This window comes from Streptomyces sp. CA-106110 (genome assembly GCF_050936285.1).
In the GTDB taxonomy this organism is placed as follows: Bacteria; Actinomycetota; Actinomycetes; order Streptomycetales; family Streptomycetaceae; genus Streptomyces.
Map to the genome: position 1 here is coordinate 821,114 of NZ_JBNJNB010000002.1, position 15,299 is coordinate 836,412.

Sequence of the window (15,299 nt, forward strand, 5' to 3'; positions counted from 1 at the left end):
CCTTCAAGAGCCGTCCCCGATCACCCGGACGCGGTGGTCGAAGGAGAACACCAGAGACGGCGCGGTCAGATCGATGCGGTCCGTCGCCTCGCCGCGCTTGCCCGTTAGGGGGTCGGCGGGATGCAGGGTGACCTGGTCGACCAGCTCCACGCCCGGCACCCGCTGCAGCACCGCGAAGACCTCGCCCGATTGCACGGGCCGGCCGAACGGCCAGCCGCGGCCGTCCGCCCCGCCGGTCAGCGGGTCGAGGTGGCGGTAGAGGGCGTCATGGGCCTGGCGGCGGACCCGGTCGGTGTCGACTCCGCGAAAGGCGTGCACCGTGGCCACCACGGTGACGCCCTGGTAGTACGGCGGCCCGACCGCCAACCGGGTGCCGATCAGGCGGCGTTCGTCCAGGTGACGAGTGATCTGCTCCAACAGGGCGTCACCGGGTACGAGTTGCTCGAAGCGCAGTCGGCCACCGGGGTCCGCAACCGCCTGCGGCACCACCAGCACCCGTACCGCGTACGCCCCGTGTTCGTCCTCGTCGCCCTCCAGGCAGGTGATGCGCGCGGTCTCCGGAGCCGCGCGGCGGGCCAGTTCCTCGTAGTCGCGCAGGGTCACGGCGCGTTCCTGGGCACGCAGGGTGATGGGCGCCCGGGTCTTCGCCTCCTGAACCGTCTCCCCCTCGACACCGCCGCGCGCGGCCTCGCGGTTGACGACCTCCGAGACGTACGGGATGGACGTGCGCAGCACCTGGACGGCGCCGCGGGCCACGTTGCCCGCGCGGCCCCCGCCGGTGCGGTAGCGGCGAGCGCGGACGATCGCGCCCTTGGGCGCGACGGCGCCGTACTGGCGCAGCGTGCCGTCGGGTTCGCGCACGGACGGGCCGAAAGCGATCTCGCCGGTCGCGGCGTCCAGGGTGATGTGCCGGTCGTGCGGTCCGGAGCCGGCGAAGTGCGGGACGACCTGCCAGTCCTGCCAGCCGTCGTGCTCGGCGGTCTGCAGCAGCAGCGGCGGGTCGTCGCCGACGACGGGCGCGTGCGCGAGCCGCAGCCGCTGGCCGGGCAGCCCGGTGGACTCGCCGAGGGCCTCGTCGTGCACGGTCTCGGCGTGCACGGCCGGGGCTGTGCCGCCGACCGTGCACGCCTCCGCGGAGCGCACGGTCGGCGATGTGGTGTAGAAGGGCTGGCCGGGCAGGGGTGCGGTGACCCGGCAGCGCAGCCAGCCCGCCTCCTGGCCGCCGGAGCGGGACAGCACGTGACCGCCGGGTACGTGCAGTACGACGTCGCCGGGGCGGTTCAGGCCGCCCGTGCCGTCACGGTCGACCTCGCAGCTCTGCCAGCCGTCCTCCGTCCACGCCTCCCACACCAGCGGCGGCTGGCGCGGGTCGACGCCGACGCCGTCCACGCGGCTGTCCAGCTCCAGCGCCACCGCACAGTCCGGTACGGCGGCGGTCAGCCCGAGCAGCATGCAGTCGCCTGGCTGCGGCGCCTGCGCGAAGCACATCACGTCCTTGCCCTCGGCGAGGTCGGTGGTCCGGTCGGTGACCGGCTCTGCCTTGTGCTGCACCACCAGGTGCCGCAACGCGCCGGGCACGACGGCCAGTTGACGCTCGGTGGCGAAGACCACGGCCTCCTCACTCTCGGTTCGCACGGTCGCCACCTCGGTGCCCACCGGCAGCAGCACGGTTTCCTCCTGCGGCGCGGACAGCCAGAACGTGACGTTTGTACGGGCCGCCGAGGGCGGGAAGAGGGTGATGCCGACCAGGTCCAAGAACGCCAGGTGGTTCTTGTCCGGGACCCGGTTGAGCCGGTAGACGATCTGGTCGGCCATGTGGGCGACCGTCTCGACGAGGGTGACGCCGGGGTCGGAGACGTTGTGGTCGGTCCACTCGGGTGCGCGTTGCTGGATGTAGCGCTTGGCGTCGTCGACGAATTGCTGGAAGCGGCGGTCGTCGAGGTTGGGTGAGGGCAGGGCCATCAGGAGTCGCTTTCGGGGGGAGTGCCGGGGAGGCCATCGGATGCGGCCGTGCCCGGCTCCTCGTGGGAGGGGATGACGTAGAAGGGGAAGACGAGACTGCGCGGGTTGTTGGTGCCGCGGATCGAGTAGCGGACGTCGATGTACAGCACGCCCTGCTCGGCGCCCGCGGTGACCTCCACGTCGTTGACCTCGATGCGTGGCTCCCAGCGGTCCAGGCTGGCGTACACCTCGTGCTGAATGCGGCCCGCGGTGGCCTCGTTGACGGGGGCGAACACCAGGTCGTGGATGGCGCAGCCGAACTCCGGGCGCATGGGGCGCTCGCCCGGCGCGGTCGCCAGGACCAGCCGGATGGCCTCCTCGATCTCGCGCTCCCCACCGACCAGCGCGATGCCTCCGGTGGGTCCGATGCGCAGCGGGAACGCCCACCCGGATCCGACGAACTGCTCGGCCATCAGACCTCCACCGACCCTTGCGTACCCTTCGAGACGGTCACAGCGGCACCGGCTTCCCGTTGATGGTGGTCAAGCCCATGATCGGGACGGAGATGGCCCGGATGCCCACGTTGGCGACGGAGTTGACCTGCACGCTGCCGCCGGCGCTGAGGTTCGCGGCGCCGACCGCCTTGAGGTTGAGCACGCCCGTCGCGTCCACGGTCACCGCGCCGGTGAGTGACTTGACGTTGACCATGCCGCGGCCCTCGATGTCCAGCATCCCGCCGCTCTTGATGGTCAGCTTCCGGGCCGCACTGAGCGTGAGGTCCGTCCCCGCCTCCACCGACACCGACCTGCTGCCCTTGATGCTGACCGTCCCCTTGCTGTCGACGGTGATCTCGGTCTGCGTCCGGTCGAGATGGATGACCAGTTGGTCGTCGCCGGTGGTCAGGCGTACGCCCTGCTTGCGACCGCCGGTCTTCTGGCTGAGCAGGTCCATGCGGTTGCCGTCGCGGTCGGACAGCGTGTGCCGGGACGCCCGCCGGCGCGCCCCGTCGTGCAGCGGCACGTCCTTGACCGGGGTCGGTACGTCCTTGCCGTTGTAGAGGCCGCCGATGACATACGGATGGTCGAGGGCACCCCGGTCGAATCCGACCAGTACCTCGTCGCCGACGTCCAGCGGAAAGAGGGAGCCGCCGTCCTTGCCGCCCCACTGGACCACCCGCGTCCAGTCGCTGATGTAGGCGTCGTCCAGCCACGGGAACTGCAACTTGACCCGTCCCTGCTTGAGCGGGTCCTGGACGTCGGTGACGAGCGCGTTGACGGTGCCGGGGAGCCGGAGCCCGCCCTGCGTGCCGCCGCCGGAGGACAGTCCGTACAGCGAGCGCCACTGCCGTCCGCTGACGGTGACCCACGCCTCGTAGTGTTTGCCGTCGCCGAAGACGTGTCGTACGGACGTGGCGGTGTACTTGCCCTCGAAGGGGGCGCCGACGTCGGCGAGGGTGACGGGCAGGCCGGGGCGCAGTCGGGGCGTGCCGCGCGCGACGACCTCCAGCTCGGCGAACGAGGAGGTGACGTCGTCGGCGAGGGCCTCGGCGGCGAACTTCACCTCCGAGTGCCGGTCGTACGGCGTCTGCGCGTCGACCAGCTTGACGGGCTTGAACTTCCCGGCCGCCTCGCCGGGCGTGGTGCCGATGCTGATGCCCGGGTTGGCGGTGGCGGGCGCGGTGGCCGTGAGCTGCTTCTTCGTGGTGACGTCCCAGCCGCGTGTCTCGACGGAGCCGACCTGCTCGGCGGCGGTGACCGCGGCCCGCAGCCGCAGGATGTCGGTGCCGGCCTCCAGGACGAACGGGCTCTTCTCGCCGGGCGTGCTGACCGGCGGTGCGCCGGACGCCGGGTCGGGGCGGACGAACTGGAACCGGCCCCTGGCGTCGATGGACATCACCATCTCGTTCTCGTCGGCGAGGCGGGCGAGGAAGTCCCAGTCGGTGGTGTTGGCCTGGCTGATGAACTCGTACACCGTCTTCGTCGACTCGATCCGCCCGACCGGGACACCGTCCTCGGTGGCGAGCTTGCGGGCGATGTCGGAGGCGCTCTGGTTGCGGTAGGCGGCCACCCGGCGCCGGCGCATCAATCGGTGACCGTGGTCGTAGCCGCGGATGACGGTGAACGTGCCGGTGCCGTCGTAGTCGGCCTCAAGGCCCCACACCTCGCCGGTCAGCAGCGGGTCGGAGGCACCCTGGCCGTCGGCGACCGAGGCAAGTACCACCGGGGCGCCGAACTTCACGCCCAGCTTGCCGAGAATCTGCCGGTAGGGGTCGCGGAAGGTGAGCCGGAACGCGGCCGGCACCCCGAGGCCCTGGTCGACCCATCCGTCCACCAGCAGCGGAGCGTAGTCCGACGGCAGCGGGCGGCCGCCGAGGATGACCTGGATGACGCTGGAGTAGGCGGACTGCACCATCAGAAACGCACCTCCTCGGCGGCGGGCAGCACCAGGTCGATGCCGGACGGCAGGCGGGCGGGGTCGTCGATGCCGTTGGCCTCGGCGATCGCCCGCCAGGCGGATGCGTCGCCGTACTCCCTCCAGGCCAGGGACTGCAGTGAGTCGCCCGCCACCACCTGGTGCACGCGCTTCGCGGTCAGCGCGCCCGAGGTGGGGTTCTGCCCCTTGGTCTTGCTGGGGATCTCGTGCAGTCGCACCTGGCAGGTGGCGCGGATCGGCACACCCGTGGTACCGAACAGCGAGTAGGTCGCCTCGACGCTGCTGACGTAGGCGGTGAAGCGGGCCGTGGAGAACGAGCCCCACTGGAACACCACCCAGGGCGGCGACGGCTGCTTCGCGGCGATGGACTTGCTGGTCACCTCGCAGCACTCCAGTAGCGACTCCACCTTCTTCAGCACGGTGTTGCTGCTGGGCTCGTCGGAGGAGTCCAGGAAGATCTCCAGCGTCATCTGCCGCGGCTCGGGTCCCATGAACTCCGGTACCGAGCCGTCCCGCACGGCCGCCGTGGGCGTCACCTTCCACTGGGCACGGCGCCCCAGCGACAACTGCGCGGGGTTGAAGTCGAACCCGAACGACTTGATGAGGCCACCCGGCGTGGTGCTGAACCCGACGGGCGGCTCGTGGATCGCGAGCGTGGCGCGGACCAGGCTCTTGCCGGCACCGCCGCTGCCTCCCTTGGCCATGACAGTCCTCCCTCTCCCTCAGTCCGTGAACCCGTGGTGGGTGATCTCCAGGACCTCCGTGGCGACGCCCGGGGTGGCCGGGTCGAGGGACGGCCCCTGCCAGCTGACCGGCAGCACGTCGATCAGTCCCCACCGGGCCACCTCCGACCCGTCCGCGCGCAGCGCCGCGATCTGGGCGGTCGGCCGGGTCACTCCGGTGGTCACGGAGGAGATCCACTTGGCGACCTTGGTGGTGTCCGGGGTGAGCGGGCGGGTCAGCCGGATGGTGGAGAACGTCACACGGGAGGGGAGCTGCCAGACGAAGCCGTTGTTGCCGCCCTCCTGACGGTGCTCGATCTCCACCGTGGACGACAGTCCCTCACACCCGTTGAAGTAACCGAGGCTCTCGCCGTCGATGGTCAGGGTGAAGAAGACGGTGGAGCCCGGGTCGAGATCGCGGGACATCGAGGCACCTTTCTGGAGGGGGTGTTACGTGGTGCGGTGTGCTTGCGGGGTCAGCGCCGGGGGTCGCGGAGTCTGCCGACCCGCTCCCGGTCCAGCCGCAGCTCGGTGCGCAGCAGCCGGGTGATCCGGCCGGTCAGCCGGTGCGTCAGCTCGTCGAGCTGGAAGTCGGTCAGGGAGCGGGGGTCGAATCCCCCCTGGGGAACCTCCGCGTACGCGGGCGGGGGCGCGCCCCCGGTGTGCGGCGGGGGACTCCCAGGCGGCGTGTGGGCAGGTGGCGGACCGCCGGGCGGAGGTGCCGCGGCGGTACGGATGTCCCGACTGCGCTGGACCACGGACTCCTGGGCGACGGGTGGGGACGGCGGAACCGGAAGGGGGGAGACCGAGGCCGGGGATGCCGCCGGGGCGGCGACGGGCGCGGCGGGACCGAGGGGGGCCGCCGTCGGCGCGGTGGCCGGCCGGGGGCGACGTTGAACGGCGGGGCCGGCGGGTGCGGTCGGCAGGGGGCCGGTCGGTGCGGTGTCCGTGTGCTGGGGGGCAGCGGGTGCGTGGCGCGGGTGGACAACGGGCCTCGTGTCGGCGCCGGACGCGGTACGGCGCGACGGTACGGCCGCCGCGCCTGCACGGCGCTGGACGGCGGTCACGTCGGCCGGGAACGGGCGCAGGCCGCGGGCGGCCGTCGGCGGAAGGCCGGTGACGGAAGCGGGCCGCAGCGTCCGCACGGCTGGCGCTGTGGGCTGCGTGTTCCTCATGCGCGAAGGGGCGGCCGGGAAGGCCGGGGCGAAGGCCTTCGGCGCGGTGGGCGGGATGTGGCCGGAAGCGGAAGGGACGGGACCATGTACGGACGCGACGGTCGGCCTGGCCGCGGACGGCGGTGGGGCGGAGTGCGGGGCGCTCGTAGTGGGCTGGGTGGCGCTGCGGTGCACGGGGTGGCCCGAAGACGTACCGGGGGCCGGTGGGGCTCCGGGGACAAACGACCGGACCGCGCCGGGAAGCGGCGCACCCGCCGGGCGGAGGGCGGTGCCCCGGGACCCGGTGGTGCGCTGCACAACGGGAACGCGTCCGGGCGCGTCGAGCGGCGTCGTGTCCGCGGGGCGGGCGGAGAGGGGGGCGCCCAGCACGGGACGCGCACGGACTGCCGAGCCGTCGGCGGACGCGGGTACAGGGGCTTCCGCCGGACGCTGGGCGGCGGCGGGCGCGGGCGTCCCCGCTGCGCGCGGGGGCGTCGGCATGGACGGCGAGGCGGGCGTGGCGGCGGCGCCCGGCAGGGGGGCACCGAGGGCGACGGTGCGCTGGACCGCGGACAGCGGCTCAGGCCGTGAACTCCGCTCACCGGAGTTGGGATCGGCTGCCCGGAACGCGTGCTGGTCGGCCGGAGCGATCGACGCCCGGGCCGGACCCGCCACGGGCGCACCGTGGGGGCCGTCGGGGGCGGGCGGGGGCGGCGGAGCGGTCGACGTGGCCCGTTGGACGGAGACCGGGAGCGTTTCGGCGCCGCTCGCTGTGGCCGTGTCGGGCACCGCGGGCGACGCGGCCGGGCCAGGGTGGCGGGCGGTCCGGTCCGTGCCCGGTGCGTTTCCGCGTGAGGTGGGGGCGCCCAGGCCGGCGCGACGCGGCGGAGCCGTCGTACCGGAGGCGCTGTGCTGGACGCCCGGTGCGGAACCGGTGGCGGAGGACGTGGGCGTGGCGACAGGGCGCGCAGGAACGGCCGCAGGCGCATCCGTCGCTGCCCGGGGCGTGCCAGGGGCTACGGAACCGGTGGCGGAGGGGCCGGTGGCCGTGGACCGCATGACGACGGGCCCGGCTGCCGGACCGGCGGCGGCACCGGCGGTACCGGGCGCTCGTCCGGGGGCGGGCGACGGTGGGGTAGGGCCGAGCGCAGCACGCTGCACGGATGCGCCCGGGGCGGCGGACGGGCTCGCGGGCGGCAAACCGCCCGCGGCGGCGGGTGACTTCACCGCGCCGTCCGAAGTGGGCAGGAGCGCCGATGCGCTCCCGGCCGGCGGACTCGGCCGGGCCGGGGCCCTCCGCACGGTCGGTGTGCCGCTGCCTGACGCGGGAGCGGTCGGTGCCGGACCCGCGTGTGCCGCTGAGCGGGAGGCCGTATCGCCGCCCGTCTGCGGAGAGATGCGCGGACCATGGATACCGGACTGCCGCGTCACCGCCCGCTGGAGCCGACGCGTACCGGGGACGCCGGGCCGCCGCTCCGTCGCCGGTACGGGAGTTGGGACGCCGGCCGCGTCCGGGCCCGGAGTAAGTTCCTTGCCGGTCGCCGTGCCCTCGCCGTGACCATCCGTGCCACGGGCCGTGCCCGAGGGGGCCGGAGCGGATCCGGCGGCACCGGACGGGATCCGGGCGGGCAGTGTCCGCCGCTGCACCGGGGCGGGGGCCGACTTTGTCAGCAGGCCCGGGGCCGCCGCCGCGCGTTGTTGTGCCGCGAACACGTGGATGCCCCGCGCCGGGGCCGCGGGAGCGGCCGGCTGCGGAGCGGGGTCCGCCGGCCGTGGCGGGGCGGGCACCGGCAGGGCGGGAAAAGATTGCGGGAGAGGCGCCGCCGGGTGCGACCGCGAGGACAGCAGGTCGCCCACCAGGCTCCCCAGGCCTCCGTCCAGGACGGCGTGCGACAGCGTGCCGGTGAAGGAGGGGTTCTGCCAGGTGGCCAGTCGGCCACCGAACCCGGGGTCGGCGACACCCGACGTCCCCCCGGCCACCGCACGCTGGATGGGCGGCAGCGCGGGCCAGGCGGCCGCCGGGAGCAAACGCGCCTCTTCGGCGGCCGGGATGCTACCTCCGGCCGTGCTCCCGTCCGTGGCGGACTGTGTCCCGGCGTCCGTGCCCGTCGGCGTGCCGCCCATGGCGGAGCCGGAGCGCCGGTCCCGGAAACGGTCCAGGAACCCCATGCCTCAGCCCTCCGCCCCGCCCCGCGTCACCAGGGACGCGATGTGGTCCGCGTAACGGCGCCGGTCGTGGTGTTCAAGGTCCAGGATCTCGTCCAGGCTCCAGTGGAAGTGGTAGGCGACGTACGCGATCTCCTCGTGCAGCCGGTCGGTCGCGTACGTCACGATTCCCCCAGGCGGCTCCCGCCGAGTTCCACATCGAAGAGCTCCGAGCAGTGGGGACACTCCACCGAGGCGCGGGTGTGGCCCTCGGCGTTGACCTGGCGGTAGAAGTCCTGGAGGAACGCGAGGTCGGAAGCGAACATGCTCTCCACGATCCCGTCGTGCACCAGCGGCAGCGTACCGAGGCGGGTAATGACCCGACCGAGCAGCACCACCGACAGGTAGGCGGGGTTCTCCTGGACCCTGATGTCCCGCAGCGGGACCAGTTCGTCGCGGGCCGTGGCCAGCCGCATCACGCCGTCGCGGTGGACCGTGCCCGACTCGTCGACGTAGCCGCGCGGCAACTCGAAGGGGAACTCCGTCTGCAGGCGGTGCGCCGAGGCCGCGGGGGCCGGGGCGCCGGGCACGGGCCCCGGCGCCGGTGACGTGTCCGGCCCCCCGGCCGACGGCACGGACGGCGGCGGGACGGGCCCGCCCGCCGTCTGGACAGCCGTACGCCGCATTACTCGATGACCAGTTCTTCGAACGTGATGGTCACGGTCTCGGTCAGCGCCGACGCCTCACCGGCCTTCACGGTGCTGGTGTCGATCTTGCTGCACCAGGCGTTGCGCATGTTGTACCGCTTGACCGGATTGTTCTGATAGTCCATCACCATGATCGTGGCGTTCTTGCGGGCGGTACCCATCGCGCCGTTGATCGACTCGCTGATCCACTGGTTGAAAGCCGCGGACTGCGTCATGCCGCGTACGACCGTGCAGGTGCCCGCCTTCTTCGCGCCCGGCAGCTTCTTGGTGACCGGCTTGCCCTGCGCGGAGACCTGCTGGTACTCGATGACGTCCTGTTCCAGGCTGAGGCCGCTGACCTCGGCGAGGTACTCGACCATCACGCCGTCGATCTGCAGGCCGAAATTGTGTGAGGTGAGGGCATCACCCGGCTGGAGACTCATGTGTTCGCCGTCCTTCTTGCTTTCCTGCTGGGAGGTCTAACGGGGGGGAGCGGTTACGGAAGCCGGCCGTGGCCTACTCCTCCAGCTCCCCGCCGCCGCTGGAGAACTGGGCCAGCCGGAAGATCACGAACTCGGCCGGCTTGACCGGGGCGATCCCGACCTCGCACACGACCCGGCCGACGTCGACCGACTCCTGCGGGTTGGTCTCCTCGTCGCACTTGACGTAGAACGCGTCCTCGGGCCGGGCACCGAAGAGGGCGCCGCTGCGCCACTCGTTGACCAGGAAAGCGGACACGTTGCGCCGGATGCGGGCCCACAGCGCGTGGTCGTTCGGTTCGAACACCACCCACTGGGTGCCGATCAGGATCGACTCCTCCAGGTAGTTGAAGTACCGGCGGATGTTCAAGTAGCGCCAGGCCGGGTCGGAGGACAAGGTGCGGGCGCCCCAGACCCGGATGCCGCGGCCCGGGAAGGCACGGATGCAGTTGACGCCGATCGGGTTGAGCAGGTCCTGCTCGCCGCGGGTGATCTGGATCTCCAGGTCGACCGCGCCGCGCACCACCTCGTTGGCGGGCGCCTTGTGCACGCCGCGTTCGGAGTCGTTGCGGGCCCAGATGCCGGCGACGTGGCCGCTCGGCGGAACCAAACGGGCCTGGCCGGTGGCCGGGTCGAAGGACTTGATCCACGGGTAGTACAAGGCGGCGTACTTGGAGTCGTAGCCGGCCGTCTCCTGCCGCCAGACCCGGACCTGACGGGCATTCAGGCCGGGTGGCGGGTCGATGATCGCGACCCGGTCGCCCATCAGCTCGCAGTGCGCGATCAGTCCGACCTGGACCGCCTTGACGGCCTCCAGGTCGATCGCGCCGCGCTGGTAGGCGGCCATCAAGTCGGGTACGGCCACCATGGACACCCCGTCGATGGCCTCCAGGCCGCCGAAACCGGTGCGGTCGGCGCTGTCGCCGAGGTACTGCGCCGGGCCGAGCTGCGCCGTGTCCTCGCCGGCCGATGCGGCGGGGGCAACGGGTGGCGCGGCCAGCGTCACCGTCTGATTCTCGGGGCGGGCCAGCTGCGCCGACGGCGCGGCCTCGGCCACGGCCACGAGCTTGGAACGCTCCTTGACCTGGGTGACGACGTAGCTGCGATTGCCCTTCTTGGCGCTCACATCGAACGTCTCGACGGCCTTGTCGCCATCCTTGACGATCAGCTTGAAGCGCTCGGCAGGGCCCTCGCCCTCCGCGTCGGCGATCTCCACGCTCAGGGGGCCGTCGTGGCCCCCCGCGGTGGCCCTGACGGTGAACGTGCCGAGCCGTTTGGGCTCACCGGCGGGCAGCGCGGCCGGCTCAGCCGAGCCGGTCACCGCGCCCGGGGACGCGGCGTCGCCGGAGGCACCCGCCAGGGAGCCGCCGACGCGGACGACGTACGCCGCCGTGCCGCCGTTGTTAAAGAAGCCGTAGACGGAGTGCGCGAGGTAGTACCCGTCGGTGAAGTCACCGAAGGCCGCCACGTACTGCGTCCAGTTGGTCACCAGAGTCGGCTCGTTCAGCGGGCCGGTAGGCGCGAGCCCGACGAAGGCCGCCACCGAGGTGCCGACCCCCTCGATCGGGCGCGATCCGCTGGCCACCTCCTCGACGTATACGCCGGGCGACAGGTAGGACGGCATGCTCGGTTCTCCTCGGGGTACGAGTCAGGACGCCTCTCACCCTCACGCGCGCAGCGCGCCCGCCGAAACGTCCTGCGGTGCCATACCGGGGGCACATCCGTGGCCCTCAGGGGCAACCGCCTCGGTGAGGGTTTGACCGCGACGGTCAGGCGGGGGTCTTGAAGGTGACCAGCCGCCATGCGACGTCGCCCCTGGCGATCGCGGCGTTGAGGGCCTTCACGGCGTCGCCCATGGCGGGATACAGCGGCCCCGTCGCCGAAAGTTTGTTGATCTCTTCCTGTCTGGCGGTGGCGCGTTTCGCGGCCTGCTTTTTGAACCCGGCCTTCGCGGGGTTGGTGACGTCTGCTTTGGCCTGCTCCAGCTCCTGCCTCAGCTTCCTCAGCTTCCTCAGCTTCTCGTCCCGCTCTTCGTTCTTCCGCGTGTTGCTCAGCACTTGCGGTGTATATGAGGCGGTCATGCCGACGGCTGTGGAGAGGATCCCGTTCTCGGCCTTCGTACCGGCGCCCGCCTGCTTGAGGAGGGCGTCCACGTCGGGGATCGGATTGTTGTTCGCGTCTACCGGCCGGGGCCGGTAGAACTCCACCAGATGTGTGCCGGAATTCTGGCTGTTGGTGATATAGCCCTCGGAGTACTCACGCGTCGGTGAGAAGCGTCTCTGACTGGCTTAGCGAGTCTGAGCGTTGCTCAGCCTTGGGAGCCAATCGCCTTCGTGCCCTGGTACTGAACGACAGGAGCCGCCAGCCCGCGTGGCACGTCCCTCCGGACGCTGGTCGACCGGGCCGCAAGACCCGACCGAGGAGGGTGCCCGACGTCGCCTGGGCGCCGGGCGTGCGCGTCGCACTCTGCCACAGGTTCACTACGCTTCGCTCATCCAACTGGTGAGCCTGGGTACGAGCCCCCCTGCGGCAGGGCTCCGGAGCGCAGGCCCGCGAACTCGTCTGCCCGCATGCCCCGGAAGAGGGGATTCGGATCGTTCCCTGGATTGGACCCGCTGACGATGTACTTCTTGAAGCCGCCGCCCATGTCGCGGACCGTCGCGCCTTTCATCAGGTCCAGCTCCGGTGTGGTGGCGGTGGCACTGCTCGGCATCCGCTGCACCACGGGCGCCGGAGCGGACTGCCGCCGCTGCGCCGGGGCGTCCTGGACCGACCGCTGCACGGCCGGGGCCGGCCCGGACATCACCTGCCGGGCGTTCGTCTCCGCCTCGCGCTCGAAGCGGTCCGGCGGGTCGCTGATCCGTAGACCGTTGCCGTTGCCGTTGCCGTTGTCGGTGCCGGCGACGGGGCCGCGCCGCTGCTGGAGGACATGGGTGAGCTCGTGGGCCAGGGTGTGGCTGTCGTCACCGCCCTCGCCGATGACGACATGGTTGCCGGAGGTGTAGGCCTGTGCGCCCACCTCGGCGGCCGAACGCCGGGGCGGCGGCGTCGGTGTGCAGGCGTACGTCGCCGAAGTCCGCGCCGAGGCGGGCCTCCATGTCCTGCCAGACCGGCCCCGCGAGCGGTACGCCCGCCGACCGGATGACCTGGTCGACGCTGGAGCGCTGCACGGACTGCCGGTGGCCGCATCCCGCGCCGTGCACGTGCTGGCCCTGCTCGGCCAGTTCGGCCAGTTCGGCCACGGCGGCATTCCCGGCGGCCCGCACGATTGCGAGGATCTTGCGGTAGTCGTTGGGCAGGGCGGACTCGTCGGGAGTCTCGCCGCGGTGCGGGATCAGCAGAATCGCCCGCCCTGCCACCCAGGCGGGCGTCGGGGCGACGGTCACGGTGGCCTCCTTGGCGGCCCGGTCCTGCTCGGCCAGCCGGTTCAGGACCCGCTCGGCGATCACGAGCTCCTCCCGCTCGGCCTGGACCTCCTGCAGCTGCTTGGTCAACTCCGCAGCGAGCGTGTCCAGTTCGCTCCGGCGAGCCGTAATCCGCTCCAGCTCCCGCATCCCCATACCCTCCCACGCTCTCCCGGCGTACCGGCTCGGTGACGGATCGTAGGAGCGGTACCGCGGCAAGCGCAGCAGAACCCGAGGACGGGCCACGAACGACATGTCAGACGATCTACGCCGTGGACATCGGCCGACGACCGGTCGGAAACGCCTGCTTCGAAGCGGTGGCGGAGGCGGGCCACCTGCCCCATCTCGAACAACCGGCGCGCACCTTCGCCCTGCTCGACGCCTTCGCCGCGGAGACCGGGCGCCGCTGAATGCGCGGCCCGGCTGTCCGGCGGGTCACAGTGTCAGTAGTTCTGGTTCTCGCTCTCCGCGGTCAGCCACTGCATGTGGTCGTGGAACTGCTGCCCCGCCTGTTGGAACAGCTGGTGCTCTCCGGCCTGGAGGCTCTGGACGCCGAACTCCGAGCTGAGGTGCTGGTCGACCACCTGGATGAGGGCGAAGGGCCCGGTCGCCACGGGGCCGGCCATGTGGAGTTCTTCGGCGTCCATGTCCCCGATGGAACGGGCGATCTTGTCGATCATCTTCTCCATGACGGCGGAGTTCCGCTGCGCGCCGATGAAGTGGTTGCCGTAGCCACCCGTGCCGAGGAGGTAGCGTGCCGCGGTCCTGACCTGCTCCGCGGTCGCGACCCCCGTGACGGGCGGGGCCCCCGCAGCCGAGAGGGAGGCGTTGAGGCTGCCCTTGTCCCGGATGAGGGGCCCGAGGACCGGGACGTCGTTCTCGCGGAGCGTCGGCCGGGTCTGCTTGAGGTCGATCGTCCCGGAGCCCAGGTCCACGTCGGCGTACACGCCGCCGAGCTTCTTGAGGATGCTGTACCGGGCGATGTCGGAGGCCAAGGGGTACGCCTTCGCCGGACCCTTGGTCGCCTTCTCGTACGTGGCCGCAACCCGCTCGTCGAGGGCGTCCTCGATGTACTTGAACTCGATCGCCTTGGCCACCTTTACCCGGAGCTTGTCGGCCCACGACCAGGTACTGCGCTTGTCCGTCCAGAGGTTGATGCGCCAGTCGGAGTTCTGGGCCTTCTCCGCCCACGCCAGGACGTTGTCGAGCGCGTCCTTGCTGATGCCGCCGCCGATCCAGATGAAATGGACCAGGGGCGGGATGAGAGGGCGGCGTTCCTGGGCAGGGCCCTGAGACACTTCCTCGCGGAGGTTGGCGAGATAGGTTGGCTGCGGATCGAGGGCTTTGAGACGGTTCATGACGAGCGAGACCGCCTCGTGGTTGCCATCGAGGATCGAATCGAAGACGAACCGGCGGACGTCCTGCTTGTTGTCGGAGTCCACGGCCTGCAGGCCCGTGGTCTCGTCCCCTTCGTGCGTGACATGGAGCGGGGCGCGTTGGACGGCCGGCACGGTCGAGGAGGCCGCGGCTTCCTGCGGAACCGGCGTGTCGCTGTCGGCCTTCCGCAGCACCGGCACCTGTCCCCGCATCACCTCGTGGGCCTGCCGCTCGGCAGCCACCTCCAGAGGATCGGTGGGCTTGGAGATGCGCAGGCCCCGCGGGTCGGCCTCACCGCCCACCGGCCCCTGCCGCTGCTGAAGGACATGCCCGAGTTCGTGAGCGAGGGTGTGTTTGTCGGCGCCGCCGTCACCGATGACGATGCTGCTGCCCGACGTGTAGGCACGCGCCCCGACCTCCTCGGCCGAGCGGCGCGCCTGGGCCCCCGTGTGCAGACGTACGTCGGAGAAGTCCGCGCCGCCGAACCGGGACTCCATCTCCTGCTGAAGCGCACCGCCCATCGGCTGACCCGCGCCGCGCAGCACCTCATGGACGGCCGACCGCTGCACGGTCCCGTCCGTATGCCCACAGCCGGGACCGTGAGCGTGCCACTGCTCCTCGACCAGCCGGGCGACCACGGCATTGCCCACGGCCCGCTGAAGCGCCGTCACACCGGCCCGGTCCACCGGCCCCCCGGGCGTCCAGCCCTTCGCGCCGACCGCCCGGGACACCGGCTTGGCCTTCGGCTCCCGCTGTGCGGACGTGTCCATCGCCAAGTGGTCGCGTGTCAAAGGATCTCCTTGATCTCATGCCGGACGCCCTGAACCGAAGTAGTCCTCATGGACACCCTCGACAACCGACGGAGACGCCACAAGGACCGCACGGCCTTACTCACGGGCAGACCCCGGTGCCCGCGAGGCCCAGCCCCACGGTCGGGTAGGCAGCACCTGCACCGCCT

General features: G+C 71.8%; 15 protein-coding genes. 1 reads left to right on the forward strand and 14 read right to left on the reverse strand.

The genetic code is table 11. The features are described 5' to 3' along the window. Positions 1–3 precede the first annotated feature (3 nt). From ACQEXA_RS61365 to ACQEXA_RS61425, 13 genes are all read right to left on the reverse strand, one after another. Positions 4–1,962: a putative baseplate assembly protein gene (locus tag ACQEXA_RS61365; protein WP_433135314.1), complete on the reverse strand. Its 1,959-nt coding sequence runs from the start codon at positions 1,960–1,962 to the stop codon at positions 4–6. After that, positions 1,962–2,414: a GPW/gp25 family protein gene (locus ACQEXA_RS61370; protein WP_432942071.1), complete on the reverse strand. Its 453-nt coding sequence runs from the start codon at positions 2,412–2,414 to the stop codon at positions 1,962–1,964. The genes ACQEXA_RS61365 and ACQEXA_RS61370 overlap by 1 nt, the downstream gene beginning before the upstream one ends. A 37-nt stretch (positions 2,415–2,451) precedes the next feature. Further along, a complete protein-coding gene (locus ACQEXA_RS61375) occupies positions 2,452–4,353 on the reverse strand; it encodes a VgrG-related protein (protein ID WP_433135315.1) in 1,902 nt (633 codons plus the stop codon). Further along, complete coding sequence (locus ACQEXA_RS61380) at positions 4,353–5,078, reverse strand: peptidase M23 (protein ID WP_432942077.1); 726 nt, start codon at positions 5,076–5,078, stop codon at positions 4,353–4,355. Before ACQEXA_RS61380 ends, ACQEXA_RS61375 begins: the two co-directional genes overlap by 1 nt. A gap of 18 nt (positions 5,079–5,096) precedes the next feature. Next, positions 5,097–5,522, reverse strand: a complete 426-nt coding sequence (locus ACQEXA_RS61385) for a phage tail protein (protein ID WP_432942079.1) — start codon at positions 5,520–5,522, stop codon at positions 5,097–5,099. 50 nt (positions 5,523–5,572) lie between these two features. Further along, complete coding sequence (locus ACQEXA_RS61390) at positions 5,573–8,419, reverse strand: hypothetical protein (protein WP_433135317.1); 2,847 nt, start codon at positions 8,417–8,419, stop codon at positions 5,573–5,575. 3 nt (positions 8,420–8,422) lie between these two features. Further along, positions 8,423–8,581, reverse strand: coding sequence for a DUF6760 family protein (locus ACQEXA_RS61395; protein WP_432942085.1), 159 nt, complete (start codon positions 8,579–8,581; stop codon positions 8,423–8,425). After that, on the reverse strand, positions 8,578–9,081 hold the full coding sequence (locus tag ACQEXA_RS61400) for a hypothetical protein (RefSeq protein WP_433135318.1): 504 nt from the start codon (positions 9,079–9,081) through the stop codon (positions 8,578–8,580). The genes ACQEXA_RS61395 and ACQEXA_RS61400 overlap by 4 nt, the downstream gene beginning before the upstream one ends. Beyond that, positions 9,081–9,524 (reverse strand): phage tail protein, encoded by a 444-nt coding sequence (locus tag ACQEXA_RS61405; protein WP_432942091.1) that lies wholly within the window; start codon positions 9,522–9,524, stop codon positions 9,081–9,083. The genes ACQEXA_RS61400 and ACQEXA_RS61405 overlap by 1 nt, the downstream gene beginning before the upstream one ends. Before the next feature lie 73 nt (positions 9,525–9,597). Beyond that, positions 9,598–11,184: a phage tail sheath subtilisin-like domain-containing protein gene (locus ACQEXA_RS61410; RefSeq protein ID WP_432942094.1), complete on the reverse strand. Its 1,587-nt coding sequence runs from the start codon at positions 11,182–11,184 to the stop codon at positions 9,598–9,600. 145 nt (positions 11,185–11,329) lie between these two features. After that, positions 11,330–11,767: a hypothetical protein gene (locus ACQEXA_RS61415; RefSeq protein ID WP_433135320.1), complete on the reverse strand. Its 438-nt coding sequence runs from the start codon at positions 11,765–11,767 to the stop codon at positions 11,330–11,332. Between the two features lie 284 nt (positions 11,768–12,051). Then, positions 12,052–12,579, reverse strand: a complete 528-nt coding sequence (locus ACQEXA_RS61420; protein WP_433135322.1) for an eCIS core domain-containing protein — start codon at positions 12,577–12,579, stop codon at positions 12,052–12,054. Then, on the reverse strand, positions 12,524–13,114 hold the full coding sequence (locus tag ACQEXA_RS61425; protein ID WP_433135323.1) for an eCIS core domain-containing protein: 591 nt from the start codon (positions 13,112–13,114) through the stop codon (positions 12,524–12,526). The genes ACQEXA_RS61420 and ACQEXA_RS61425 overlap by 56 nt, the downstream gene beginning before the upstream one ends. Before the next feature lie 122 nt (positions 13,115–13,236). Between ACQEXA_RS61425 and ACQEXA_RS61430 the strand changes: the two genes are divergently transcribed. Beyond that, positions 13,237–13,374, forward strand: coding sequence for a hypothetical protein (locus ACQEXA_RS61430; protein WP_432942106.1), 138 nt, complete (start codon positions 13,237–13,239; stop codon positions 13,372–13,374). 33 nt (positions 13,375–13,407) lie between these two features. On the opposite strand, the gene ACQEXA_RS61435 is transcribed toward ACQEXA_RS61430, so the two are convergent. After that, positions 13,408–15,132 (reverse strand): eCIS core domain-containing protein, encoded by a 1,725-nt coding sequence (locus ACQEXA_RS61435; RefSeq protein ID WP_433135324.1) that lies wholly within the window; start codon positions 15,130–15,132, stop codon positions 13,408–13,410. Positions 15,133–15,299 lie beyond the last annotated feature (167 nt).